The following is a 26,399-nucleotide window of genomic DNA, read 5'->3' on the forward strand; positions in this document are numbered from 1 at the left end:
CTCTCGTTCTTCCCCTCCCCTTCCGGGTATTACTTAGCCGCGCTGGGACAGCGGCGGAACGTCGCGGCGGGCGGCGCCGATGTACAGCTGGCGCGGACGACCGATCTTGTATTCCGGATCGGTGATCATTTCTTCCCATTGAGTCATCCAGCCGACGGTACGCGCCAGCGCGAAGATGCAGGTGAACATTTCGGTCGGGATGCCGAGCGCCTTCTGCACGATGCCGGAGTAGAAGTCGACGTTCGGGTAGAGCTTCTTCTCGACGAAGTACGGATCTTCGAGGGCGATCTTCTCGAGTTCCATGGCGAGCTTGAAGAGACGATCGTTCTCCAGACCCAGCTCGGTCAGCACGTCGTAGCAAACCTTGCGCATCAGCTTGGCGCGCGGATCGAAGTTCTTGTAGACGCGATGGCCGAAGCCCATCAGCTTGAAGCTGTCGTTCTTGTCCTTGGCGCGATTGATGTATTCGCCGACGCGGGACACGTCACCGATCTCTTCCAGCATCTTCAGGCAGGCTTCGTTCGCACCACCGTGGGCCGGGCCCCACAGGCAGGCGATGCCAGCGGCGATACAGGCGAACGGGTTGGCACCGGAGGAGCCGGCCAGACGGACGGTGGAGGTGGAGGCGTTCTGCTCGTGATCGGCGTGCAGGGTGAAAATGACGTCGAGCGCGCGCACCAGCACCGGGTTCGGGACATACTTCTCGCACGGATTGCCGAACATCATGCGCATGAAGTTCGCGGTGTAGTCCAGCTCGTTGTCCGGATACATGAACGGCATGCCGGTATTGTACTTGTACGCCATCGCGACGATCGTCGGGAGCTTGGCGACCAGACGGTTGAAGCTGACATTGCGGTGCTCTGCGTCCGAGAAGTCCATCGCATCGTGGTAGAACGCGGACAGCGCGCCGACCACACCGGTCATGACGGCCATCGGGTGCGCATCGCGGCGGAAGCCGGAGTAGAACTTGGACAGCTGCTCGTGCACCATCGTGTGACGCTTGATGGTGTTTTCGAAATCGGTCTTCTGCGCGGCGTTCGGCAGTTCGCCGTTCTTCAGCAGGTAGGTGACTTCGAGGAAGTTGCAGTTTTCGGCCAGTTGCTCGATCGGATAACCACGATAGAGCAGCTCGCCCTTGTCACCGTCGATATAGGTGACCTTGGACTGGCAACTGGCCGTGGACAGGAAACCGGAGTCATACGTGAAGTAGCCGGTCTTTCCGCCGAGCGTGCGGATATCGATCACATCATTGCCATGAGTCCCCGACATAATCGGAAAATCAAAGCCCTTGCCATCTACGGTCAGTGTAGCAGTACGTTGCGTGGTCATATTTTGGTCCCTTTTCCCTGTTGAAACTCCAACTCCCACCGGTGGATCTGCAGTCAGTCGGCCCGCAGCAGATCCACCATTTTCTTCCAGCGCTCATTGGTGACCGGCTGACTGCCGTTGACCATGGCCCAGAGGTCATGGTCTTCAACACGCAGCAGGTCATCCAAATCGGCCAGCTGACCGTCGTCCAGACGGTCGAAGTGCCGTTCCAGGAAGCGCGTGAACACCAGATCGAGCTCAAGGAGAGCCCGACGGCACTGCCAGCGCACACGCCCCCGATTGAGCGTCATACCGCGCGACGGACCATCATGTCCTTGATCTTGCCGATCGCCTTGGTCGGGTTGAGACCCTTCGGGCAGACATCGACGCAGTTCATGATGGAGTGGCAACGGAACAGACGGTACGGATCTTCAAGGTTGTCCAGACGCTCGCTGGTCGCCTGGTCGCGCGTGTCGGCCAGGAAGCGATAAGCGGCCAGAAGACCGGCAGGACCGACGAACTTGTCCGGATTCCACCAGAACGACGGGCAGCTCGTGGAGCAGCAGGCGCACAGGATGCACTCGTAAAGACCGTTGAGCTCCTCGCGATCTTCCGGGGTCTGCAGCCGCTCGCGCTCGGGCGCCGGTTCGTTGTTGATGAGGTACGGCTTGATCGAGTGGTACTGCTTGAAGAACTGGGTCATGTCGACGATCACATCGCGGATGACCGGCAGGCCGGGCAGCGGGCGAATGGTGATAGGCTGGGCCAGTTCGTCAATGCTGGTCAGGCAGGCCAGACCGTTCTTGCCGTTGATGTTCATGGCGTCAGAGCCACACACACCTTCTCGGCAGGAGCGACGGAAGGACAGGGTATCGTCCTTGGCCTTCAGGCGGACCAGCGCGTCGAGGAGCTTCTTGTCGGACTCTTCGAGTTCGACGGAGATGTCCTGCATGTACGGCTTGTCGTCCTTGTCCGGATTGTAGCGGTAGATCTTGAACTGTACGGTTCGCTTGCTGCTCATCTTCTATTCTCCGGAACGCTCAGTAGGTACGCTTGGCCAGCGCGATCGGCTCGACGTCGGCGGACATCGGCTGAAGGTTGACCGGCTTGTAGTCGAGGCGGTTGCCCTCGCTGTACCACAACGTGTGCTTGAGCCAGTTCTTGTCGTCACGGCCGTTGGGGGTCTCGGCACAATCGATCGCATCGTCGCGCACGTGGGCGCCACGGGATTCCTTGCGGGCCTCGGCAGAGATCATGGTCGCCTTGGCAACTTCGATCAGGTTGTCGAGTTCGAGGGCCTCGGTGCGGGCAGTGTTCCAGACCTTGGACTTGTCCTTGATCTGGGTGTGCTTGGCGCGCTCGGCCACCTCGAGGATCTTCTCGACGCCTTCCTTGAGCATGTCCGCAAAACGGAACACGCCGGCGTGCTTCTGCATCGTGCGCTGCATGTCCAGACGCACGTCGTTGACTTCGACGCCGTTGGTCTGGGTTTCGAGGCGGGCGATACGCGCCAGGGACACGTCAGCAGCGTCGTCCGGCAGCGGCTTGAGCGTCAGCTGGCCAGACTTGAAGTCGGACACGACGGTTTCGCCGGCAGACTTGCCGAACACCAGCAGATCGAGCAGCGAGTTGGTACCGAGGCGGTTCGCGCCGTGCACCGAAGCGCACGCACATTCGCCCGCGGCATAGAAACCGGCCACCGGCACGTTCGGGTTGCCATCCTTCGGAACGACGACCTGACCCTTGTAGTTGGTCGGGATGCCGCCCATCTGATAGTGGCAGGTCGGGACGACCGGAATCGGCGCCTTGATCGGATCGACGCCGGCGAACTGGATCGAGATTTCACGAATGCCGGGCAGGCGCTTCATGATGGTCTCGGGAGACAGGTGGGTGATATCGAGGAGAACGTGATCTTTCTCGGAACCGCAACCACGGCCTTCGTTGATCTCGGTAACCATCGAACGGGACACGACGTCGCGGGAAGCCAGATCCTTCAGGTTCGGCGCATAGCGCTCCATGAAACGCTCACCGGACGAGTTGCGCAGGATGCCGCCTTCGCCACGCACGCCTTCGGTGATCAGCACGCCCGCACCGGCCACGCCGGTCGGGTGGAACTGCCAGAACTCCATGTCCTCGAGCGGGATGCCGGCACGGGCCGCCATGCCGACACCGTCACCGGTGTTGATGAAGGCGTTGGTGGAACTGTAATAGATGCGACCGGCACCGCCGGTGGCGAAGATCGTGGCCTTGGCGTGGAAGATCGAAACCTCACCGGTCTCCATTTCCATCGCGGTCACGCCGAGCACGTCGCCATCCGCATTGCGGATCAGGTCCATCGCCATCCATTCGACGAAGAACTGGGTGTTGGCACGCACATTGCGCTGGTACAACGCGTGCAGCATCGCGTGGCCGGTACGGTCGGCGGCCGCACAGGAGCGGGACACCGGAGTCTGGCCGTAATTCTGCGAGTGACCGCCGAACGGACGCTGATAGATCTTGCCGTTGTCGGTACGGTCAAACGGCATGCCGTAGTGCTCGAGCTCGACGACGACTTCGTTGGCCTTCTTGACCATGAACTCGATCGCATCCTGATCACCCAGCCAGTCCGACCCCTTGACGGTGTCGTACATGTGCCAGTGCCAGTTATCCTCGGTGGAGTTGCCCAGCGAGGCCGCGACGCCACCTTGTGCCGCCACAGTGTGCGAGCGGGTCGGGAACACCTTGGTCAGGACGGCCGTCTTCAGGCCAGCCTCCGAGAGCTGCAGCGCCGCCCGCAGACCGGCGCCACCGGCACCGACGATAACCGCGTCAAAAGTATGCTTAGCGACTTTCACTTACAGCCTCCAGAGAATCTGAGCAGCCCAACCGGCGTAACCGATGAGCAGCAGGGCAACGATCGAATGCAGCGCCAGACGGATGCCCGTCGGCTTGATGTAATCCATGAAGATGTCACGCACGCCGATCCAGGCATGGAAGAACAAAGACATGAAGAACAGGAAGGTCGCGAACTTCATGAACCCACCACTGAACACCGCACGCCAGCTTTCGAAGGAAGCGTCGGGCATGGTGAGCACGCAGAAGGCGAAAACGAGGGTGTAGATTGCCATCACGACGGCCGTGACGCGCTGAGCCAGCCAGTCGCGAAAACCGTAGTGAGCACCAACAATGACGGGCTTTACCATAGTTTGGACACCAGAAGAGCAGTGAGGATGAGACTGACGATCAGAACCAGGCGAGCACTCTTGACCGCCGATTCCTTATCGACACCGACATGCACGTCGAGCAGCAGGAATCGAATACCGGCACAGAAATGGTGCAAGTACGCCCAGACCAGACCGCTCAAAATGAGCTTGACGAGGGGGTTGCCGACAACCTTAGTGAAATCCGCATAGGACTCCGGAGAACCCACGCTGGCGCCAAACAGCGCGAGCAGCACGGGCAGCATCAGGAACAGCCCCGCGCCACTTACTCGATGCAGAATCGAGACCTTCCCGGGAAGCGGGAGCCTGATCTCGTTCAGCGCCAGATGCTTCGGGCGCTGCTTCTTCAAAATCACCTCTGTCATAAGATTTCCCTCTAACTAATAGCAACCCGAAGGCCGCTCATTTCCCACACAAACAAAATTATAAGTATATACCCTTACCATCCACTGACAGGCCGGGCGATCCCATCAATTCAAGCACTTCAATTCAGTTCATTAAGATAATAGTGGTCCGCGGTCGAATAAAGCCCCCGCCGCCATTCGACCGGGCGATCCCCGTAGGTATAGGTCACCCGCTCCACGGACAGCAAGGGAACACCTTCGGAGACCCCAAGCGTTTCGCTGGTCATGCGGTCCGCCGCCACGGCGCGAATCCGCTCCTCGGCACGAATCATGCGCACACCAAAACGGCTTTCAAACAGCCCGTAAAGCGACCCCTGCGAACCCTGCAGCACCTCCATGGTGAGGCCCTGAAAGATTTCACCTGGCAAATAGATTTCGTCAACCACAACCGGCCTGCCGGAAAAACGTAGCAGACGACGCAGGATAGTGACCGGAGCGCCGAGTTCGATACCGAGCATGCGCGCCGCCTCGTTGCCAGCCTTGGCTTTCCAGCAATCGAGGGGAATGCTCTGCGGATGCGCCAGATCGCCATCCATCGGAACGAGGCGCAAAAACCGGAACAATGCTCGGGGATCGTTATGGGACGCGACATAGGTGCCCTTGCCCTGCTTGCGAACGAGCAAGTTCTCGGCCGCCATCTCGTCGATGGCCTTGCGAACGGTCCCTTGACTTACGTTGAATCGAAGGGCAAGTTCCTGCTCGCTGGGAATTGCCTGCCCCGGACGCCACTCGCCGGACTCCAAAGCGTTGAGCATCAGATTCTTGATCTGACGGTACAGAGGACTGAAGGTGGGCGAATCGTGTCGCATCCGGGTATTTGAACACACTTTCGAAAGACAGTCCATAAGCAGTCTTATATCTTATATAAGATATAAGACATTGAATTGACAGCCCTTCAAAATGCTCCTACGATTCAAATGTTGACGGGCAACCGTTCCAGCTCCGACGCACGACCCGCATTGCGGCGACTTGCTGGCGGCGCAAATCAGCAGCGAATCGTTCCAACACCACTTTCTTTGTTAGAGGGAGTTTCAACAATGGCAAAAGCCCCCGTTCGTGTCGCAGTCACCGGCGCCGCCGGCCAGATCGGTTACAGCCTCCTGTTCCGCATCGCCAGTGGCGAAATGCTGGGCAAGGACCAACCCGTCATCCTTCAGCTGCTCGACCTGCCGCAGGCTCAGAAGGCGGTCAAGGGCGTCATGATGGAACTGGAAGACTGTGCCTTCCCGCTGCTGGCCGGCATGATCGCCACCGACGACCCCAATGTCGCCTTCAAGGACGCGCAGGTCTGCCTGCTGGTCGGCGCCCGCCCGCGCGGCCCCGGCATGGAGCGCAAGGATCTGCTGACCGAAAACGCCAAGATCTTCACCGTTCAGGGCGCCGCCATCGGCCAGTACGCCGATCCGAACGTCAAGGTGCTGGTCGTCGGCAATCCCTGCAACACCAACGCTTACATCGCCAAGGAAATCGCCGTCAAGTACGGCCGCGTCCAGGCCAAGAACTTCACCGGCATGCTGCGCCTGGACCACAACCGCGCCCTGTCGCAACTGGCCTCGAAGTCCGGCCGTGAAGTCTCGAGCCTCAAGAACCTGGTCGTCTGGGGCAACCACTCCCCCACGATGTACGCCGACTACCGCGCCGTGACCTCCAATGGCGACAACGTCAAGAACCTGATCAACGACGAAGCCTGGAACCGCGACGTGTTCCTGCCGACCGTGGGCAAGCGCGGCGCCGCGATCATCGAAGCGCGCGGGCTGTCGTCCGCAGCCTCCGCTGCCAATGCCGCCATCGATCACATCCGTGACTGGGTGCTCGGCTCCAACGGCGAGTGGGTCACCATGGGCATCCCGTCCGACGGCTCCTACGGCATCCCGGAAGGCATCATCTACGGCTTCCCGGTCACCACCGAAAACGGCGAGTACAAGATCGTCCAGGGCCTGGAAATCGACGAATTCTCCCGTGAGCGCATGACCCACACCCTGAACGAACTCCTCGAGGAGCGTGACGGCGTCAAGGATCTGCTGGCCTAAGCAAGTACGGCCTTCAGGCAATCCCGAACGCGGGAGCAGCGATGCTCCCGCGTTTTTTATTTCCGGTCGTTTTTGCTACCCTCCACTGCTTGCCCGAACCATCCGAGAAGTGACCATGTCCGCTCTGCCCCATCCCGACCACGTACTTTTCCAGGGTGAAAAGCCCTTCCCCGCCCTCCCCGCCGTCGACCACTACGCCGGCAGCGAAAAACTGATGCGCAAGGCCCTCGCCCTGCAGCACACGCTCGGCCCGGTCTTCGACATCACCTGCGACTGCGAAGATGGTGCCCACGCCGGCGCCGAAGCGGAGCACGCAGCCATGGCCGCGGACGTCGTCATGTCGGAGGACAACCGCTTTGGCCGGGTCGGTGCGCGGATTCACGACGTTACCCATGCCCACTGGGAGCAGGACGTCGAGATTCTCGTCGGCCAGGCTGGCACCCGCCTCGCCTTCCTCACACTGCCCAAGCCTCGAAGCGTGGCCGACGCCGCCCGCCAGATCGAGGCGATTCGCAGCGCCGAGGAGCGCCACGGCATCGAACGCGAAATTCCGGTGCATGTGCTCATCGAAACCCACGGGGCACTTCGAGACGCCTGGGACATCGCAGCCCTGGATCGGGTCGAATCCCTCGATTTCGGGCTGATGGACTTCGTCAGCGGTCACCATGGCGCCATTCCGGGCTCAGCAATGAAGAGCCCAGGCCAGTTCGAGCACCCGCTCGTCACCCGCGCCAAATGCGACATCGCCGCCGCCGCCCTGGCCAACGGCGTCGTGCCCTCTCACAACGTCACCACCGAACTGAAGGACATCGACTACATTCGCCACGACGCGGAGCGGGCACGCAAGGAATTCGGCTACCTGCGCATGTGGAGCATTCACCCCAATCAGATCGTGCCGATCATCGAGGCGATGCGCCCTGATTTCACGGAGGTCGAGGAAGCCGCCAGCATTCTGATCGCCGCCCAGGACAAGGCTTGGGGGCCGATCCAGCACGCCGGCAAACTGCACGACCGCGCCTCCTACCGCTATTACTGGGAACTCCTGAAACGCGCGCGCAGCACCGGCATGACCCTTCCCGCCGAAGCTCTCCACCGCTTCTTCTGACCACAAAAAAGCCCGGCACGCAGCCGGGCTTTTTTGAATGCGGAACAGGCGTTCAGACTGGCAACGCGATCTTGTTGTCGGTGCTGAACTGGTAATCCTTGAAGACATGCTCGGCACTGAGAATCCGGTAGCTGCCATCTTCCGCCTTCGTCGTGGTGTCCTTGAGGCGATAGGTATAGTGGCCGCAGGTCCAGCAGTCGAAGTTGCGCATGTGCGTGCAGAGACAGGTCTTGTCCATCACCGAAACACGCTTGGCGTCCGGATGGGCGGCCACCTCGCGGTTATAGGCCTGGATGTAAGCGCAACTGCCGTTGGCGTCGAGCAGATAGCCGTATGCCTCGCAGTTCGGCCGGATGCCCGACCCGATGGCGGGGCTATTCGTGAGCATCCGCATCGGGTAGCCGGTCGGCGAAATCTGATTGACGATGATGTTCTCTTCGCTCGCCTTGAAGTATTCCTGCTGAACCTTCTCGGGCAGACCACATTCCTTGGTGACGGTAAACCGCGTGGCCACCTGAACCGCCGCCGCGCCGCTCTCCAGGAAGGCCGCGGCATCGCTGCCCGTGAAGATGCCACCAGCCGGAATCAGCGGAATGTCGAGTTTCTCGGCGATCAGCCAGGCCCGAATCTCGGCCACGATCGTCGCCAGATCGTACTGCGCCCAGTCCATGCCGAAGCCAAGGTGACCGCCCGCAAGCGGACCTTCGACGACGACATAATCGGGCAGGCGGTTGGTGCGCGCACTCTTGCGCAGGAACAACTGCAGCGCCCGCAGCGACGACACGATGATGCCGAGCTTGGCGTCGCGGAAACGCGGATGGTCTTCGATCAACGCGAACGAGCCCAGATGCAGACCTGCCGCCAGCGTGATGCCGTCCGCTCCCGCATCGAGCGCGCTCGCCAGACGCACGCGCAGGGTTTCCTTCGGGGCGTTCATCGTCAGCTTTTCCATGCAGTTGACGAAGATCATGCCCGGGCCGCGCTTGGCCTCCATCGTCTTGCCGACATGCAAGGCCGTCGCCTCGGCCAGCTGACCGAGATCGAACTGCACTTCCGATTTGTCGGGGTTGGCAACGTTGTACTTGTAGAGCTTGAGTTTCTCTTTGACGTATTTGGTGTTGAAACGGCGGTCAGTAACCGTCTTGACCATTGCGTCCGAGATGTGACCAACCCCGCCAAGGCGCGCTGCTTCCAATGCGAGATCCGCAGTGGAGATATCAACCCCCATGCCGCCGACAACGATGGGTACCAGCTCTTGCTTACCGAAGCGCAGGCGGAAATCATCAACTCGTTTCATGAAACTCCTTCCGGACAAACGTAAAGAGCCACTCGGGAAACCACCAACCGAAAGTGACCGAATAGAATATTATCCCACTGAGCGAGGCGGCTTGCCGCTGTTTAAATCAACGAAGCTCAAAGAAATCGCCGAGCCCGACCGCCGTGAGCGACAAACCGACGGGCGGCTCCGCGAAACGGGGAAAATTTGTTACCTTCCCCTCTGCGGCAAAAATCACAGAGTCCGCTAGAATCACGCCTCCAGAGCCACCCATAAGCAGATGTCGGATTCCCCCCACCCCGCCAGAGAATGCGCTGTCCTGTTTGCCGACCTGGTCGGTAGCACGCAGCTGTATCAGCGCGTGGGCGACACGTCTGCATTCGAGCTCGTGGACCGCAGCATCCGCGCCATGCGGATTGCCGTCGAAACCAAACGTGGTCGCGTCGTCAAGCACACCGGCGACGGCCTGATGGCGGTCTTCAACGAGGCCGACAACGCCGCCGACGCGGCGCTGGCGATCCATCAGACGCTCAAGGATCTGCCCACCGGACCCGAACAGCAGCGACTCGCCGTACGCATGGGCTTCCAGTACGGCGGCGTCGTCCTCAGCGGTACCGATGTCTTTGGCGACACCGTAAATTTCGCGGCCCGCCTGGCCGAACTGGCCTCGCCGGGCAAGGCCATCACCTCCGCCGACACCGCCAAGCGACTCGGACCGGAATGGCGTTCGGTGCTGCATCCGCTGCCTCCGCGGGTCATCCGCGGCGTGACGCGACCAGTTGAGCTTTTCGAATTGATGTGCGAGGCGGTGGGCGAGCTCACCATCGTGCAGAGCGATCACTTCCTGCTCGACACCGAACCGGAACTGCGGCTCTACCTCGACTCGACCTCCCTGGTCCTCAACTCGATGCGCCCTAGCGCGCGCATTGGACGCGATCCGGCGGCCGATCTGGTCGTGGGCGACACCCAATCGTCCCGACGGCACGCCGAGATCGAGCTGCGTGGCGACAAGTTCGTGCTGATCGATCGCAGCAGCAACGGCACCTTTGTTCAGATCGAAGGCGAGCGGGAATTCCTGCTCTCGCGCGAAGAAGTCGTCCTGCGCGGTCGCGGTCAGTTCGCCCTCGGGCGTAGCTGCTCGAGCAGCCCGCAGGTGGTTAACTTCGTCTGCATCTGAACGCCATCGGGCACCTCGCCCGGGGGCGCCGCTCGATCAGCCTCGCCTCAACCCCGCAATGCCGCCCGCAGTGCCATGCCGGCACGCTCGACGGCTTCGCCGGCCTGCGGGAACATTTTCCCGAGCGTGAAGAAGCCGTGAACCATGCCTTCGAATTCATGCACCGTCACCGGCACGCCTGCAGCACCCAACGCTTCCGCGTAGGCCTTGCAGTCGTCGGCCAGCGGGTCGCAGCCGGCGATGATGAAGGCCGCCGGCGGCAGGCCATCGAAGCGATCGGCCAGTAAGGGCGACGCACGCCAGTCCCGCCAGTCGTCCTGATCCGGCAGGTAACGCTCGAAGAACCAGGCGAGACTCTCGGTATCCAGAAAATAACCGTCGGCATAGGTGCGACGGGACGGGCGCTGACTCAAGATGTCGGTGCAGGGGTAGATCAGCAGCTGCAACGAAGCCTGAGGACCATTCACGTTGCGCAGATGGAGCGCAGTGACGGCACTCAGGGTGCCACCCGCACTATCCCCCACCAGCGCGAAGCGCGCCGGATCGATACCCAGCAAGCCGGCGTTGGCGAGACTCCATGTCACCGCCTGCAGGGCATCCTCGACAGCCCCAGGAAAAGGATGTTCCGGCGCCAGGCGGTAGTCGACCGACAGGACCGCCGCACCGCTGTGATTGGCCAGCTCGCGACACAGGCTGTCATAGCCCTGAATGTCGCCGATGCACCACCCTCCGCCATGAAAATAGAACGCCAGCGGCAAGCATTCGTCCGGCCCGGCGGCCAGCGGGCGATAAAGACGCGCCATGATCACGCCGCCGTGCCCATGCCCACCGGGAATCGGCACGTCAGTGATCGACGACACCGGCTGCGGTTCCGCACCGAGCGTAGCCTGAAGCTTTTCGAAGGAGCGCCGGGCCTGATGCGTATCCAGTTCGTGAAAACGCGGCGCACCGACGCGATAGACCATGCCGAGCAGGGCCTGGGCTTTGGGATCGAGGGGCATAGGAGAAAATCGAGGGACAACAAAAAACGTAGTCCGGGCGAGCGCCCGGACTCATTTCGATTGAGTCGTTCAATGGATCGCTTCGCAATAAAAACGGAAAATCAGCCCGTTTTTTGCTACAATTTTCTAACCCATTGATTTTATTGGTGCCGGGAACGAGACTCGAACTCGTACACCTTGCGGCGGCGGATTTTGAATCCGCTGCGTCTACCGATTCCGCCATCCCGGCCTGGGAAGCCGCACATTATCTACGAAACCGCCTTTAGCATCAACTCATTGCATCAGCCCATGTCCTGGACACTCGACGACTTCGACTACCTGCTCCCTCCTGATCTCATCGCCCAGGCCCCCCTCGACCGCCGCACCGACAGCCGGCTGCTCCACGTCGCACCGCAGCTCGCCGATCTCCGGTTCGCCGATCTGCCCACCCTTCTCGAGCCGGGCGACCTGCTCGTCTTCAACGACACGCGGGTGATCCACGCCCGCCTTTTCGGCGTCAAGGAAACCGGCGGTCAGGTCGAAGTCATGATCGAACGCCCGCTCGGCCCTCACGAGGCGCTGGCCCAGGTGCGCGCGAGCAAGTCACCCAAAGCGGGCAGCCGACTCATCCTCGAGGGCGCCCTGGAAGCCGAGGTCCTCGGCCGGGCGGGCGAGTTTTTCCACCTGCGCTTCCCGGGCGACGACGACCTCGTGGTGCTGCTCGAACGCCACGGCCGCCTGCCCTTGCCGCCCTACATCGAACGTGCCGCGGGCAACGCCGACGAATCCCGCTACCAGACCGTTTACGCGCGCCACCCAGGCTCGGTGGCGGCCCCCACGGCCGGCCTGCACTTCGACGAAGCCCTGCTCGCGCGGCTGGCCGAGCAGGGTGTGAACCGCGCCTTCGTCACGCTCAACGTCGGTGCCGGCACCTTCCAGCCGGTGCGGGTGCATCACCTCGCCGAGCACAAGATGCACACCGAGGCTTACGTGATCCCGCAGGACACCGTGGACGCCATCGCGGCCACCCATGCCGCCGGAAAGCGGGTGATCTGCGTCGGCACCACCAGCATGCGCGCCCTCGAATCCGCCGCGGCGGGTGGTCGGCTCGAGGCCGGCCAGGCCGAGAGCGACCTCTTCATCCTGCCCGGCTATCGCTTCAACGTGGCCGACGCGTTGATCACCAACTTCCACCTGCCCAAATCCACGTTGCTGATGCTCGTCTCCGCCCTCGCCGGCGTCGATACCATCCGCCGCGCCTACGCCCACGCCATCGCCGAGCGCTATCGCTTCTTCAGCTACGGCGACGCCATGTTCCTGACCCGGACTCCCGCATGAAATACGAACTCCTCGCCACCGACGGCGGCGCCCGCCGGGGCCGCCTCACCCTCAACCACGGCACCGTCGACACCCCCGCCTTCATGCCGGTGGGCACCTACGGCTCGGTCAAGGGTATCTCGCCGCAGGACCTGCGCGACATCGGCGCCCAGATCTGCCTCGGCAACACCTTCCACCTGTGGCTGCGCCCGGGCCTCGAGGTGATGGAAGCCTTCGGCGGCCTGCACCAGTTCATGGCCTGGGACGGCCCGATCCTCACCGACTCCGGCGGCTTCCAGGTCTTCTCGCTGGGCGCGCTGCGCAAGATCACCGAGGAAGGTGTGCGCTTCAGCTCGCCGGTCAATGGCGACAAGCTTTTCCTCACCCCCGAGGAATCCATGCGCATCCAGAAGGTGCTCAACTCCGACGTGGTGATGATCTTCGACGAGTGCACGCCCTACCCCGCCACCGTCACCGAGGCCGCCGATTCCATGCGCCTGTCGCAGCGCTGGGCGCGCCGCTCGCGGGACGAGTTCGACCGCCTCGAGAACAACAACGCCCTCTTCGGCATCGTCCAGGGTGGCATGTTTGAAAACCTGCGCGACGAATCGCTGGCCGGGCTCGAGGAGATCGGCTTCCACGGCTACGCCATCGGCGGGCTGTCGGTGGGCGAGCCCAAGGACGACATGCAGCGCATCCTCCACCACACCGCGCCGCGCCTGCCCAAAGAAAAACCCCGCTACCTGATGGGCGTCGGCACGCCGGAGGACATTGTCTTCGCGGTGCAGGCCGGCATCGACATGTTCGACTGCGTGATGCCCACCCGCAACGCCCGCAACGGCTGGCTGTTCACCCGCCACGGCGACGTGAAGATCCGCAACGCCCGCCACAAGTCCGACACCCGCCCGCTCGACGAAACCTGCGACTGCTACACCTGCCGCAACTTCTCGCGGGGCTACCTGCACCACCTCAACCGCCTCAACGAAATCCTCGGTGCCCGACTCGCCACCATCCACAACCTGCACTACTACCAGCAGCTGATGCGCGAGCTGCGCGACGCCATCGCCAGCGGCACCCTCGCCGACTACGTCGCCCGCTTCCACCGCGAGCGTGCCGGCGAAGGCGGCGACAAGTAAGCGTCATGTAAGGGCGGGCTGCTTCGCCCGCCGACACCTTGCCGCTATAATTGCGCCTTTTCCCCGCATCCGCCCATGCAGGTCTTCCGAGGAATCCCCGAGCGTGCCGAACACGGCTGCGTGCTCACCATCGGCAATTTCGATGGCGTGCATCGCGGCCATCAGGCCTTGCTGGCAAAGCTCACGGCAAAGTCCCGGGCCACCGGCCTGCCCTCCGGCGTGCTCACCTTCGAGCCGCACCCGCGCGAATACTTCGCCCACGAGAATCGCCCCCGGCGGCTCACCTCGCTGCGCGAGAAAATCCTGCTCCTCGAAGCCCAGGGCGTCGACCGGCTCTACATCGCGCGCTTCAACCAGAAGCTCGCGGAGCTCACCCCCGAAGCCTTCATCGACGAAATGCTGATTCGCGGCCTGGGCGTCCGCCATCTGCTGATCGGCGACGATTTCTGTTTCGGCAAGGGCCGCAAGGGCAACTTCGAGATGCTCAAGGCGGTCGGCGACGATGTCGGTTTTCAGGTCGAAGCCATGCACACCGTCGTCCACGAAGGCGAGCGCGTCTCCAGCTCCGCCGTGCGCGCAGCGCTCGCCGAGGGTGACATGCCCCACGCCGCGCGTCTGCTCGGGCGCCCCTACAGCATGAGCGGGCGCGTCCTGCACGGCGACAAGATCGGCCGCACCATCGGTTTTCCCACCGCCAACATCCAGCTCAAGCACCGCAGCCCGCCGCTGATGGGCATCTACACCGTCAGCGTCGACGGCCTCGCCGACAAACCGTGGCCCGGCGTCGCCAGTGTCGGCGTCCGCCCCACCATCAACGACGCCGGCCGGCCCAGCCTCGAAGTGCACCTCTTCGACTGGAACGCCGACTGCTACGACGCCCACCTGCGCGTCAATTTCCTGCGCAAGCAGCGTGACGAGGTGCGCTACGACAGCCTCGACGCCCTCACCGCCCAGATCGCCCGCGACGCCGACGAGGCGCGCGCCTATTTCGCCCAGAATCCTCTCTGAATTCCACAGGCCGCAACGAACCATGTCCCAGAAGCGCAACGACCTCAACCTGCCCGACACTCCCTTCCCCATGCGGGGCGACCTCGCCAAGCGCGAGCCGGGCTGGATCGCCGACTGGCAGCAACGCAAGCTCTACCAGAAGATCCGCAAGGCCTCGGCCGGCCGGCCCAAGTTCATCCTGCACGACGGCCCCCCGTACGCCAACGGCCACCTTCACCTGGGCCACGCGCTGAACAAGATCCTCAAGGACATCATCGTTCGCTCCAAGACCCTCGCCGGCTTCGACGCCCCCTACGTCCCCGGCTGGGACTGCCATGGCCTGCCCATCGAGCACAAGATCGAAGTCACCCACGGCAAGAACCTGCCCGCCGACAAGGTGCGTGAGCTGTGCCGCGCCTACGCCGCCGAACAGGTCGAAGTGCAGAAGAAGGAATTCATCCGCCTGGGCGTGCTGGGCGACTGGGACAACCCCTACCTCACCATGAACTTCGCCAACGAGGCCGGCGAGATCCGCGCCCTGGCCGAGATGGTCAAGCAGGGCTACGTGTTCAAGGGCCTCAAGCCGGTCAACTGGTGTTTCGACTGCGGTTCCGCCCTGGCCGAAGCCGAGGTCGAATACGCCGACAAGAAATCGCCCACCATCGACGTGGCCTTCCCGATCAGCGACACCGACGCCCCCCGGCTCGCCGCCGCCTTCGGCCTGGCGGCCCTGCCCAAGCCCGCCTGCGCAGTGATCTGGACCACCACGCCCTGGACGATTCCCGCCAACCAGGCGCTCAACATTCATCCCGAACACGAATACGCTCTGGTGGACGTCGGCGACCGGCTGCTCGTGCTGGCCAAAGAACTCGTCGCCGACAGCCTCAAGCGTTACGCGCGCGATGGCGTGGTGATCGCCACCGCCCCCGGCAAGGCCCTCGAGAACCTGCAGTTCCGTCACCCCTTCTTCGATCGCGTCTCGCCGGTATTCCTGGCCGACTACGTGGGCCTGGATGCCGGCACCGGCATCGTCCACTGCGCCCCGGCCCACGGTGTGGACGACTTCAACGCCTGGCGCGCCTACGGCCGCGGTAACGACGAGATCATCTCCATCGTCAAGGGCGACGGCGTATACGTGGACGAGCTGCCCTTCTTCGGCGGTCAGTCGATCTGGAAAGCCAACCAGGCCATCTGCGACAAGCTCGCCGAAGTGGGCAGCCTGCTCTCTCACGGCACCACTACCCACAGCTACATGCACTGCTGGCGTCACAAGACCCCGGTGATCTACCGCGCCACCGCCCAGTGGTTCGTCGGCATGGACCGCCTGCCCAGCGACGGCAAGTCCCTGCGCGAAAAGGCTCTCGCGGGCGTCGAGGCCACCGCCTTCTATCCCGCCTGGGGCAAGCCGCGCCTGCAGTCGATGATCGCCAACCGTCCCGACTGGTGCATCTCGCGTCAGCGCAACTGGGGCGTCCCGATTCCCTTCTTCCTCAACAAGGAAACCGGCGAACTGCACCCGCGCACCGTCGAGCTGATGGAAGCCGTTGCCCAGCGCGTCGAGAAGGAAGGCATCGAAGCCTGGTTCAAGCTCGACGCCACCGAACTCCTCGGCGCCGAAGCCGGCCAGTACGACAAGATCAGCGACACCCTCGACGTCTGGTTCGACTCCGGCACCACCCACTGGCACGTGCTGCGCGGCTCCCACAACGACGGCCACGCCACCGGTCCGCGCGCCGATCTCTACCTGGAAGGCTCCGATCAGCACCGCGGCTGGTTCCACTCGTCCCTGCTCACCGGCGCCGCCATCGACGGCCATCCGCCCTACAAGGCCCTGCTCACCCACGGCTTCACCGTCGATCAGCAAGGCCGCAAGATGAGCAAGTCCCTCGGCAACACCATCCTGCCGCAGGAAGTCACCGACAAGATGGGCGCCGAGATCCTGCGCCTGTGGGTCGCCGCCACCGACTACTCGGGCGAGCTGGCGATGTCGAAGGAAATCCTCGCCCGCGTCGTCGAATCCTACCGCCGCATCCGCAACACCCTGCGCTTCCTGCTCGCCAACGTGGCCGACTTCGACGCCGGGAAGGATCTCCTGCCGGTCGACCAATGGTTCGAGATCGACCGCTACGCCCTCGCCCTGACCCGCCAGATGCAGGCCCAGGCCGAAGCCGACTACGCCCGCTTCGAGTTCCACCGGGTGGTCCAGGCACTGCAGACCTTCTGCTCCGAAGACCTCGGCGGCTTCTGGCTCGACGTCCTCAAGGACCGCCTCTACACCACCAAAGCCGACTCCATCGCCCGCCGCTCGGCCCAGAGCGCCCTGTGGCACGTGCTCCAGTCGATCACCCGCCTGATGGCCCCGATCCTCTCCTTCACCGCCGAGGAAATCTGGCAGATCGTCGGTGGCAACGCCGACGACAGCGTGATGCTGCACACTTTCTACAAGGCGCCGGCCCAGGACGGCGAAGCGGTTCTGCTCGACAAGTGGAACCTCATCCGCGCGATCCGCGCCGACGTCATGAAGGAAATCGAGAACGTCCGCACCGCCGGCCAGGTAGGCTCGTCCCTCCAGGCCGACGTGCAGATCCGCGCCGCCGGCGGTCGTCACGACGTGCTCGCCAGCCTGGGCGACGACCTGCGCTTCGTGCTGATCTGCTCCGCGGCCAGCGTGGTCAAGGCCGCCGACGAAGCCGCCGAGGCCATCGTCGTCACCCCCTCGACCCACGCCAAGTGCGACCGCTGCTGGCACTACCGTGCCGACGTCGGCCACGACCCGGCCCATCCGGAACTTTGCGGCCGTTGCACGTCCAACCTGTACGGCGAGGGCGAAGCCCGCTCCGCCGCCTGACCCCGCCTCGCACAGGAGCCTCGCCCTTGAAACTACGCCTCGGCAACTGGATCGGCCTGTCGGCCATCGTCGTACTGGTCGACCAGTGGACCAAGCACCTCGTGCGCGGCGCGCTGCGCAACGGTGAGGTGATCCGCGTCACCGACTGGTTCGATCTCGTCCTGGCCTTCAACCCGGGTGCCGCCTTCAGCTTCCTGGCCGACCAGGCCGGCTGGCAGCGCTGGTTCTTCGTCGCGCTGGCCGCCGGCATCTGCGGCTGGCTGCTGCGCCTGCTGGCCCGCCATCAGCACGAGTTCGTCCAGCCGCTGGCTTTCTCGCTGATCATCGGCGGGGCCGTCGGCAACGTCATCGACCGCTTCGTGTTCGGCGCAGTGGTCGACTTCCTGTCCTTTCACATCGGCCGCTACACCTGGCCGGCCTTCAACGTGGCGGATTCCGCCATCTGCGTCGGCGTGGTGCTGATGGTCCTCGCCCAGCTCCTCGAACACCGCCACGCCCCCGCCCAAGAGAAACTCTCATGACCCAGATCGTCCAGCCCGACAGCCTCGTCACCCTGCACTACCGCATCTCCCTCGACAACGGCCAGTCGCTGATCAGCACCTTCGAGACCACGCCCGCCACCATGCAGCTGGGCCGTGGCGACCTGCTGCCCACCCTCGAGCGCTGCCTCGCCGGCATCTCCGTCGGCGAGCGCCACACCTTCCTGCTCCAGCCCGAAGACGCCTTCGGCAGCCATCGGGAAGAACTCATCGAAAAAGTCCGCCTCGAAGACTTCCCCGACGGCGCCGCCGTCGAACCGCTGGTCATCATGGAATTCACCGCACCGGACGGCACCCGCTACCCGGGCCTGATCCGCGAAGTCGGCGACACCCACGCCACCATCGACTTCAACCACCCCCTGGCCGGCAAGGCCATCCGCTTCGAAGTCGAAGTCATCGGCATCAACTGAGCCGCCCGAGGAGCCCCATGGAAGTCCTGCTCGCCAATCCCCGCGGTTTCTGCGCTGGCGTCGAACGCGCCATCGAGATCGTCGAACGCGCCCTGGCCCAGTTCGGCGCCCCGATCTACGTCCGCCACGAAGTCGTGCATAACCGCTTCGTCGTCGAAGGCCTGCGCGCCAAGGGCGCCATCTTCATCGAAGACCTCGCCGACGTTCCCGCCGGCAACACCGTCATCTTCAGCGCCCACGGCGTGCCCCAGTCCGTGCGCAGCGAAGCCGAAGCGCGCGGCCTGCGCGTGTTCGACGCCACCTGCCCGCTGGTCACCAAGGTGCACCTCGAAGTCGCCCGCATGCGCGACCAGGGCCGCGAGCTGATCATGATCGGCCACAAGGGCCACCCCGAGGTGGAAGGCACCATGGGTCAGATCAAGGACGGCATCTATCTCGTCGAAGACGCCGCCGATGTGGCCGGGCTGCAGGTCAACAACCCCGACATGCTCGCCTACGTCACCCAGACCACCCTGTCGGTGGACGACGCCGGCGCCATCGTCGCCGCCCTGCGCGAGCGCTTTCCGAACATCGTCGGCCCCAAGAAGGACGACATCTGCTACGCCACCCAGAACCGCCAGGATGCAGTCAAGTTCATGGCGCCCCAGTCCGATCTGGTACTGGTGGTCGGCTCGGTGAACAGCTCCAACTCCAACCGCCTGCGTGAAGTGGCCGAGCTGCTGCAGGTGCCCGCTTACCTCATCGACGACGCCGACGCCATCGACCCCGCCTGGATCGCCGGCAAGCAGCGCGTCGGCGTCACCGCCGGAGCCTCGGCGCCCGAGGTGCTGGTCGAATCGGTGATTGCGCGCCTCAAGGCGCTCGGCGCGGCGAGCGTGCGGCCGCTCGAAGGCGTGCCCGAGAAGATCACCTTTCCGCTGCCCAAGGAACTCCAGGCCCCCGCGGCCTGACCCCGCGGCCGCCCGCCGGCGGCCGCCCTTCCCATTCGGGAGTCACCATGCCCTATGTTCAACGCGATGCCGCTGGTCAGGTCGTCGCAATCTTCGCCCAGCCCGGCCCCGGCCACGACGAGCCGCTCCCGGCGGGTCACCCCGATCTTGCCGCCCTCGCCGGCGACGGCAGCGACTTCGCCCGCCTCGACGCCGACCTGATCCGTGTCATCGAGGACGTCGTCGACGTGCTCATCGACCGTGGCCTGCTGCGCCTCACCGATCTGCCGCCCGACGCACAGCGCAAGCTCCTGGCCCGCAAGGGCGCGCGGGCCCGGCTGCGCCAGGGCCTCAACCTCCTCGGGCCGGACGACGTGATCTGACCCGGCATGTCCGGCCTTCGCCGGACATGCCATCTTACTTTTTCGCCCACCCCGGCCATCCCGTTCGACTGCGGCATGCGCCTGAAGGCTCAAGTTCCCCCGGTCTCGCCCGTAATCCCTACAATCCGGACGTTCGCCGGCTCGCCGGCGGTTTTCACCGGGCCTGGCATGTCGCCAGCCGGGACGAGAGACGACCACCCAAGATTGTGCCGATGACCGACGCCGCGCCCTCCTCCCCCCCCGCCCCCAAAGCCAATGGCCCCGTACCACTGGACGCCCAATGGCATCCGGGCGAAGCCGCCACCCACGAAGACCCGCTCCTCGATGCGCTGGTCATCCTCACCCAGCTCCACGGCAACCCCTTCACCGGGGCTGCCCTTGCCGCCGGCCTGCCGCTGGTGGACAACCGCCTGACGCCGTCGCTGCTGCCCCGCGCCGCCGCCCGCGCCGGACTCACCGCACGCATCGTGCGCAAGCCCGTCGACGCGATCAATCCGGCCCTGCTACCGGCGATCCTGCTGCTCCACGACCGCCGCGCCTGCATCCTGCTCGAACGCCTGCCCGACGGCCGCGCCCGGGTGCGTTTCCCCGAAGCCGGCGAATCGGCCGACATCCTGGGCGCCGACGAACTCGCCGCGCTGTACACCGGCCTCGCCTGCTTCGTGCGGCCGCGCTTCCGCTTCGAAGCCCGCGCTCCGCAGGTCAAGGCCGTGCGCGCCAGCCACTGGTTCTGGGGCACGGTCTTCGAAAACTGGCGCCTCTACCGCGACACCCTGTTCGCCGCGCTGGTGGTCAATCTCTTCGCGCTGGCCATCCCGATGTTCTCGATGACGGTCTACGACCGCGTCGTGCCCAACCACGCGGTCGAAACCCTGTGGGTGCTGGCCGTCGGGGCGATCCTCGTGCTCGGCTTCGATTTCATGCTGCGCACCCTGCGCGCCTACATCGTCGACACCGCCGGCAAGCGCATCGACGTCCAGCTCTCGGCGCGCATCATGGAACGGGTGCTGGGCCTGCGCATGGATGCCCGGCCGGCCTCGGTCGGCTCCTTCGCCGCCAACCTGCGGGCCTTCGAGGGCGTGCGCGACTTCATCGCCTCGGCCACCGTCACAACCCTGATCGACCTGCCCTTCGTGCTGCTCTTCCTGGTCGTGATGGTGTGGATCTCCCCGTGGCTGCTGCTGCCGCCGCTGGTGGGCATGCTGCTGGTGCTGTTCGTCACCCTGGTCTCCCAGGACAAGATGCACGAACTCACCGAAACCACCTATCGCGCCAGCGCCCAGCGCAATGCCACCCTGGTCGAAAGCCTCGTCGGCCTCGAAACGCTCAAGACCCTCGGCGCCGAAAGCAGCGTGCAGCGTCAGTGGGAACGCGCCACCCTCTTCATCGCGCAGATCGGCGGCCGGCTCAAGCTCCTGTCGGCGGGCACCGTCAATTTCGCGCAGCTCATGCAGCAGCTAGTCAACATCGCCGTCATCATCGTCGGCGTCTATGAGCTCTCGGAAGGCAACATGACTATGGGCGGCATCATCGCCGCCTCGATGCTCTCCGGCCGCGCGATGGCGCCGCTGGGCCAGGTAGCCGGCCTGATGATGCAATACCAGAACGCCCGCACCTCGCTGACCTCCGTCGGCACCCACATGAACCTGCCGGTCGAACGCCCCGAGGGCGCCAGCTTCGTCCATCGCCCCAGCTTCAGCGGCGAGATCGAGTTCAAGGACGTCAGCTTCTGCTACCCCGGACGCGACCAGGCGGTGCTCAAGAAAGTCAGCTTCCGCCTCAGGGCGGGGGAGAAGGTCGGCATCATCGGCCGCATCGGCTCCGGCAAGACAACCATCGAAAAGCTCGTCCTCGGCCTCTACCAGCCCACCGAGGGCGCCGTGCTGATCGACGGCATCGACTCGCGCCAGATCGATCCCGCCGAGCTGCGCCGCTCCATCGGCTTCGTGCCCCAGGACGTCACGCTCTTCTACGGCACCCTCAAGCAGAACATCGCCATGGGCGCCCCCTTCGCCGACGACAGCGCGATCATCGCGGCGGCCGATCTCGCCGGCGTGCGCGAATTTGCCAACACCCACCCCGAGGGCTTCGAAATGCCCATCGGCGAGCGCGGCGAATCGCTCTCCGGCGGCCAGCGCCAGGCTGTCGCCATTGCCCGCGCAGTGCTCAACGACCCGCCAGTACTGCTCCTCGACGAGCCGTCCAGCAGCATGGACCACCAGAGCGAGGAAGGCCTCAAGCAGCGCCTGCGTCGCTTTGCCGACGGCAAGACGATCATTCTCGTTACCCACCGCACCTCGCTGCTCGATCTGGTGGACCGCCTGATCGTCCTCGACCAGGGGCAGATCGTCGCCGACGGACCCAAGGCCCAGGTGGTCGAAGCCCTCCAGCAGGGCCGCATCGGACGGGCGGGGTAAGACCATGAAAGCACTCATCCAGCGCCTCGCCGCCCTCATCCAGCGCCTCGCCGCCCTCATCCAGCCCGCCTACGACGCCCTTTACCAGCGCGCCTCCCGCACCTTCGACCGCATCCTCGACGGCGCCGAGAAGAAGGAAATCCACGACGACGCCGACTACATGGCCGACGCCGAATGGGCCATGTCCGAGCAAAAACTGCGCGGCAGCCGCATCGCGGTGCTGTCCACCTTTGCCGCCGTCGTCGTGCTCATCGTCTGGGCCGCCTTCGCGCAGCTCGACGAGGTCACCCGCGGCGAGGGCAAGGTGATTCCCTCTCGCCAGGTGCAGGTGATGCAGAGCCTCGACGGCGGCATCGTGTCCGAGATTCTCGTCAAGGAAGGCCAGCAGGTGAAGGCCGGTCAGCTGCTGCTGAAGGTCGACCCGACCCGCTTCGTGTCATCCCTGCGCGAAAACCGCGCCCAGTACATCGCCCTGATCGCCAAGGCCGCGCGCCTCTCGGCTGTGGCCAGCGGCAAGCCCTTCGTGCCGCCCGCCGAGATCCTGAAGGAAGCCCCCGACCTCGTCGAGCAGGAGCGCAGCGCCTACGAGTCCAAGCGCCTCGAACTCGACGCCGCGGTCGGTGTCGCGCGCCAGCAGCTCTCCCAGCGCCGGCAGGAACTCAACGAAGTCACCGCCAAACGCGAACAGGCCACCCAGAGCTACAACCTCACCGCCAAGGAACTCGAAGTGACGCGCCCCCTCGCCAAGACCGGCGCGGTGTCCGAAGTCGAACTCCTGCGCCTCGAGCGCGACGTGGCCCGCTACCGGGGCGAGCGCGACGCCGCCGGCGCCCAGATCCCGCGCATCCAGGCCTCCATTTCCGAGGCCCAGCGCAAGATCGAGGAAGTCGAGCTCAACCTGCGCAACCAGGCCCGCAGCGACCTCTCCGAGACCAACGCCAAGATCGCCGCCCTCTCCGCCGGCAGCGAAGGCCTCGCCGACCGCGTCAAGCAGGCCGAAATCCGCGCGCCGATGAACGGCACCGTCAAGCAGCTCTTCGCCAACACCGTGGGCGGCGTGGTGCAGCCCGGCAAGGAGATCATCGAAATCGTCCCCAGCGACGACGCGCTGCTCCTCGAAGCCCGCGTCCAGCCCAAGGACATCGCCTTCCTGCGGCCCGGCCAGCCGGCCCTCGTCAAGTTCACCGCTTACGACTTCTCGATCTACGGCGGACTCGAAGCCACCCTCGAACACATTGGCGCCGACACCATCACCGACGAAAAAGGCAATGCCTTCTACATCGTGCGGGTACGCACCAAGCAAAGCACCATCGGCGACGCCCACATGCCGATCATCCCCGGCATGGTCGCCGAAGTGGACATCCTCACCGGCAAGAAATCCCTCCTCAGCTACCTGATGAAACCCGTCCTGCGCGCCAAGGCCAACGCCCTGACCGAGCGCTGACGCTTTCGTCCGAACCGCCCATGAACGCCCAGCAGCCGCTTCTCCTCCTCACCGACGACGACCTGCTCGCCGACCGCTGGCAACCCCTGGCCACCTCTCCGGTGCGCGCCCGCAGCCTCGACGGGCTCGACGTCTGGCGGGCAGCCGGCCACCGGCTCGTGGTCGTCGACCTGGCCAGTGCCAAGGGCGGCACTGCGCCCCTGTGGACCCGCCCGGGCTGGCAGCGCAACGCCGCCGGCCTCGCCATCCTCGCCACCTCGTCCCAACCCGGCGACGACGAAGGCCTCGCCGTCCTCAACGCCGGCGCCAGCGGCTACTGCCACTCCCACGCCCCGGTGGACACCCTGCGCCAGGCCCTCGACGTGATCGCCAGCGGCGAGCTGTGGGTCGGCCGCGCCCTGCTGTCGCGCCTGCTGCGCCTCGTGGACACCCGCCTGCCCCGCATCGGCCTTGCCGACTGGGCCAGCCCGCTGACCGAACGCGAGCGCGAAGTCGCCCAGCACGCCGCCCTCGGCGAGAGCAATCACGCCATCGCCGACGCCCTCGGCATCACCGAACGCACCGTCAAAGCCCACCTCAAGGCCATCTTCGAGAAGCTCGACGTCGCCGACCGGCTGCAGCTCGCCCTGCGCGTCCACGGCGTCCGCTGAGCGACGGCGGCCTCGCCGCCACAGCGCCCGCGCGCTCGACCACCCATGCCCGCGGCGCCTCACCCGCCGCGGCGCCGCCGTGGCACACGGCATCGGCAACACGCCCCCACCCCATCGTCCTCAAGCCCGCGCCATCACGGTTGGGGGCATCTGCCCATCCCCGTGGCATCCATCACGGCCCCTGTCCTCGTGGACAATACAGAAGACCCGGGCGACGCCGTAAATTGCCACTCAACCGAAAAACCCGTCTCCGGAGACCGTCATGGCCACCCCGTCCGCCCCGCAAAACGCCACCCAGAACGCCACCGCCAAAGGCACCGTCGTCTTCGTCCAGGGCGATGCCTACCTGCGCGACAGCAGCGGCAAGCTCACCGCCATCAAACCGGGCGACGTGGTCGGCGAAGGCGAGATCATCGTCACGGCCGCCGGCGCCGTCGTCGAACTGCAGCTACCCACCGGCGCCAAGGTCAGCGTCGGCCCCGAGCGTGAGCTGCTCCTGAACGACGAGTTCTTCGCCACCAGCGCCCCCGAGCGCACCGAAAACGTGGTTTCCAGCCAGGGCGCCGAAGCCGACAAGGTCATCCAGGCCCTCAATAGCGGTAAAGATCCCTTCGACGGCCTCGAAGACCCGGCCGCCGGCATCGCCGGGGGCGGCCTGGGCGACCAGACCCACGACTTCGTCCGCCTCGTGCGCGTCCTCGAAGACGTGACCCCGCTCGCCTTCAACTACACCTCCAGCGCCGACGGCATCGACTTCCTGCCCGTCACCGGCGCGACCCAGCTCACCACGCCGACCGTCGCCGCCACCAACAACCCGCCGGTCGCCAATCCCGACCCGGCGGTCGCCGCCACCGAAGACACCCCGGTGAGCTTCCCCGTGCTCGGCAACGACACGGATCCGGACGGCGACACGCTCACCGTCATCAATGCCAGCGCGCCCAACGGCAAGGTCACCATCAATCCCGACGGCACCCTGAGCTATGTGCCCAACCCCAACTTCAACGGCACCGACACCGTCACCTACACCGTCAGCGACGGCAAGGGCGGCACCGCCTCCACCACGGTCACCATCAACGTCGCCCCGGTGAACGATCTCCCCGTCGCCACCCCCGACACCGCCACCACCGACGAGGACAAGCCCGTCACCTTCAACGTGCTCGGCAACGACACTGACGTGGACGGCGACACGCTCACCGTCACCGGCGCATCGGTCGATCCGGCCAAGGGCACCGTCGTGGTGAACCCCGACGGCACCCTGACCTTCACCCCGGCGGCCAACGTCAATGGGCCGGTCACGGTCACCTACACCGTCAGTGACGGCCACGGCGGCACCAGCACCACCACCGCCATCGTCAACGTCACCCCGATCAACGACGCCCCCGTCGCCACCCCCGACACGGCCACCACCGACGAGGACAAGCCCGTCACCTTCAACGTGCTCGGTAACGACACCGACGTGGACGGCGACACGCTCACCGTCACCGGCGCATCGGTCGACCCGACCAAGGGCACCGTCGTCGTCAACCCCGACGGCACCCTGACCTTCACCCCGGCGGCCAACGTCAATGGCCCGGTCACGGTCACCTACACCATCTCCGACGGCCAGGGCGGCACCAGCACCACCACCGCCACGATCAATATCGCGCCGATCAACACCGCCCCCGTCGCCACCCCCGACACGGCCACCACCGACGAGGACAAGCCCGTCACCTTCAACGTGCTCGGCAACGACACCGATCCGGATGGCGATACGCTCACCGTCACTTCGGCCAGCGTCGACCCGGCCAAGGGCACCGTCGTGGTGAACCCCGACGGCACCCTGACCTTCACCCCGGCCGCCAACGTCAATGGCCCGGTCA

Annotated in this window: 24 protein-coding genes and 1 tRNA gene; 15 read left to right on the forward strand and 10 right to left on the reverse strand. The window is 64.8% G+C overall.

Annotated elements, in window-relative coordinates:
* Positions 1-33: 33 nt before the first annotated feature.
* From gltA to ACE3P2_RS04450, 7 genes are all read right to left on the reverse strand, one after another.
* On the reverse strand, positions 34-1,329 hold the full coding sequence (gene gltA / locus ACE3P2_RS04420; RefSeq protein WP_374261493.1) for a citrate synthase: 1,296 nt from the start codon (positions 1,327-1,329) through the stop codon (positions 34-36).
* A gap of 53 nt (positions 1,330-1,382) precedes the next feature.
* Positions 1,383-1,619, reverse strand: coding sequence for a succinate dehydrogenase assembly factor 2 (locus ACE3P2_RS04425; protein WP_374261495.1), 237 nt, complete (start codon positions 1,617-1,619; stop codon positions 1,383-1,385).
* Complete coding sequence (locus tag ACE3P2_RS04430) at positions 1,616-2,329, reverse strand: succinate dehydrogenase iron-sulfur subunit (protein ID WP_374261497.1); 714 nt, start codon at positions 2,327-2,329, stop codon at positions 1,616-1,618. The genes ACE3P2_RS04425 and ACE3P2_RS04430 overlap by 4 nt, the downstream gene beginning before the upstream one ends.
* 19 nt (positions 2,330-2,348) lie before the next feature.
* A complete protein-coding gene (gene sdhA / locus ACE3P2_RS04435) occupies positions 2,349-4,142 on the reverse strand; it encodes a succinate dehydrogenase flavoprotein subunit (RefSeq protein ID WP_374261499.1) in 1,794 nt (597 codons plus the stop codon).
* Positions 4,143-4,490 (reverse strand): succinate dehydrogenase, hydrophobic membrane anchor protein, encoded by a 348-nt coding sequence (gene sdhD, locus ACE3P2_RS04440; protein ID WP_374261501.1) that lies wholly within the window; start codon positions 4,488-4,490, stop codon positions 4,143-4,145. It lies immediately after the preceding gene.
* Entirely contained in the window at positions 4,484-4,873 is a 390-nt protein-coding gene (gene sdhC / locus ACE3P2_RS04445) for a succinate dehydrogenase, cytochrome b556 subunit (protein ID WP_374261503.1), read from the reverse strand. Before sdhC ends, sdhD begins: the two co-directional genes overlap by 7 nt.
* Before the next feature lie 119 nt (positions 4,874-4,992).
* Entirely contained in the window at positions 4,993-5,721 is a 729-nt protein-coding gene (locus ACE3P2_RS04450; RefSeq protein WP_374261505.1) for a GntR family transcriptional regulator, read from the reverse strand.
* Positions 5,722-5,949: 228 nt separating this feature from the next.
* Between ACE3P2_RS04450 and ACE3P2_RS04455 the strand changes: the two genes are divergently transcribed.
* Together ACE3P2_RS04455 and ACE3P2_RS04460 are read left to right on the forward strand one after the other, a co-directional pair.
* Positions 5,950-6,942, forward strand: coding sequence for a malate dehydrogenase (locus ACE3P2_RS04455; RefSeq protein ID WP_374261506.1), 993 nt, complete (start codon positions 5,950-5,952; stop codon positions 6,940-6,942).
* A gap of 115 nt (positions 6,943-7,057) precedes the next feature.
* Positions 7,058-8,047, forward strand: a complete 990-nt coding sequence (locus ACE3P2_RS04460; protein ID WP_374261508.1) for a CoA ester lyase — start codon at positions 7,058-7,060, stop codon at positions 8,045-8,047.
* Between the two features lie 52 nt (positions 8,048-8,099).
* On the opposite strand, the gene ACE3P2_RS04465 is transcribed toward ACE3P2_RS04460, so the two are convergent.
* On the reverse strand, positions 8,100-9,344 hold the full coding sequence (locus ACE3P2_RS04465; protein WP_374261510.1) for a nitronate monooxygenase: 1,245 nt from the start codon (positions 9,342-9,344) through the stop codon (positions 8,100-8,102).
* Positions 9,345-9,603: 259 nt separating this feature from the next.
* Here ACE3P2_RS04465 and ACE3P2_RS04470 point away from each other — a divergent pair, with 259 nt between their 5' ends.
* The gene (locus ACE3P2_RS04470; protein ID WP_374261512.1) at positions 9,604-10,500 is read left to right on the forward strand and encodes an adenylate/guanylate cyclase domain-containing protein; all 897 of its coding nucleotides are present in this window, start codon (positions 9,604-9,606) and stop codon (positions 10,498-10,500) included.
* Between the two features lie 47 nt (positions 10,501-10,547).
* Here the strand turns inward: ACE3P2_RS04470 and ACE3P2_RS04475 are convergent, their stop codons facing one another.
* Both ACE3P2_RS04475 and ACE3P2_RS04480 read right to left on the reverse strand, forming a co-directional pair.
* A complete protein-coding gene (locus ACE3P2_RS04475) occupies positions 10,548-11,501 on the reverse strand; it encodes an alpha/beta hydrolase (RefSeq protein ID WP_374261513.1) in 954 nt (317 codons plus the stop codon).
* A 144-nt stretch (positions 11,502-11,645) separates the two neighbouring features.
* Positions 11,646-11,730: transfer RNA gene (locus ACE3P2_RS04480), tRNA-Leu, on the reverse strand.
* Between the two features lie 59 nt (positions 11,731-11,789).
* Between ACE3P2_RS04480 and queA the strand changes: the two genes are divergently transcribed.
* From queA to ACE3P2_RS04540, 12 genes are all read left to right on the forward strand, one after another.
* Complete coding sequence (gene queA / locus ACE3P2_RS04485; RefSeq protein ID WP_374261514.1) at positions 11,790-12,818, forward strand: tRNA preQ1(34) S-adenosylmethionine ribosyltransferase-isomerase QueA; 1,029 nt, start codon at positions 11,790-11,792, stop codon at positions 12,816-12,818.
* On the forward strand, positions 12,815-13,933 hold the full coding sequence (tgt, locus tag ACE3P2_RS04490) for a tRNA guanosine(34) transglycosylase Tgt (RefSeq protein WP_374261516.1): 1,119 nt from the start codon (positions 12,815-12,817) through the stop codon (positions 13,931-13,933). Before queA ends, tgt begins: the two co-directional genes overlap by 4 nt.
* A gap of 75 nt (positions 13,934-14,008) precedes the next feature.
* Positions 14,009-14,941, forward strand: a complete 933-nt coding sequence (locus ACE3P2_RS04495) for a bifunctional riboflavin kinase/FAD synthetase (RefSeq protein WP_374261518.1) — start codon at positions 14,009-14,011, stop codon at positions 14,939-14,941.
* Between the two features lie 22 nt (positions 14,942-14,963).
* Positions 14,964-17,768 carry an isoleucine--tRNA ligase gene (ileS, locus tag ACE3P2_RS04500; protein ID WP_374261520.1) on the forward strand — a complete coding sequence of 935 codons (2,805 nt, stop codon included), beginning with the start codon at positions 14,964-14,966 and terminating at the stop codon, positions 17,766-17,768.
* Positions 17,769-17,794: 26 nt separating this feature from the next.
* Entirely contained in the window at positions 17,795-18,289 is a 495-nt protein-coding gene (gene lspA / locus ACE3P2_RS04505; protein ID WP_374261522.1) for a signal peptidase II, read from the forward strand.
* A complete protein-coding gene (locus ACE3P2_RS04510) occupies positions 18,286-18,717 on the forward strand; it encodes a peptidylprolyl isomerase (RefSeq protein WP_374261524.1) in 432 nt (143 codons plus the stop codon). The genes lspA and ACE3P2_RS04510 overlap by 4 nt, the downstream gene beginning before the upstream one ends.
* A 17-nt stretch (positions 18,718-18,734) precedes the next feature.
* Positions 18,735-19,667, forward strand: a complete 933-nt coding sequence (ispH, locus tag ACE3P2_RS04515; RefSeq protein ID WP_374261526.1) for a 4-hydroxy-3-methylbut-2-enyl diphosphate reductase — start codon at positions 18,735-18,737, stop codon at positions 19,665-19,667.
* 47 nt (positions 19,668-19,714) lie between these two features.
* Positions 19,715-20,029, forward strand: a complete 315-nt coding sequence (locus ACE3P2_RS04520; protein WP_374261528.1) for a hypothetical protein — start codon at positions 19,715-19,717, stop codon at positions 20,027-20,029.
* 212 nt (positions 20,030-20,241) lie between these two features.
* Entirely contained in the window at positions 20,242-22,446 is a 2,205-nt protein-coding gene (locus tag ACE3P2_RS04525; protein WP_374261530.1) for a type I secretion system permease/ATPase, read from the forward strand.
* Positions 22,447-22,450: 4 nt separating this feature from the next.
* Positions 22,451-23,890 (forward strand): HlyD family type I secretion periplasmic adaptor subunit, encoded by a 1,440-nt coding sequence (locus ACE3P2_RS04530; RefSeq protein ID WP_374261532.1) that lies wholly within the window; start codon positions 22,451-22,453, stop codon positions 23,888-23,890.
* Between the two features lie 20 nt (positions 23,891-23,910).
* Entirely contained in the window at positions 23,911-24,540 is a 630-nt protein-coding gene (locus tag ACE3P2_RS04535; protein WP_374261534.1) for a response regulator transcription factor, read from the forward strand.
* 262 nt (positions 24,541-24,802) lie between these two features.
* On the forward strand, positions 24,803-26,399 hold a 1,597-nt coding region (locus ACE3P2_RS04540; protein ID WP_374261536.1), incomplete at its 3' end, for a retention module-containing protein.

The sequence above is a fragment of the Zoogloea sp. genome, assembly GCF_041911615.1.
GTDB lineage: Bacteria > Pseudomonadota > Gammaproteobacteria > Burkholderiales > Rhodocyclaceae > Zoogloea.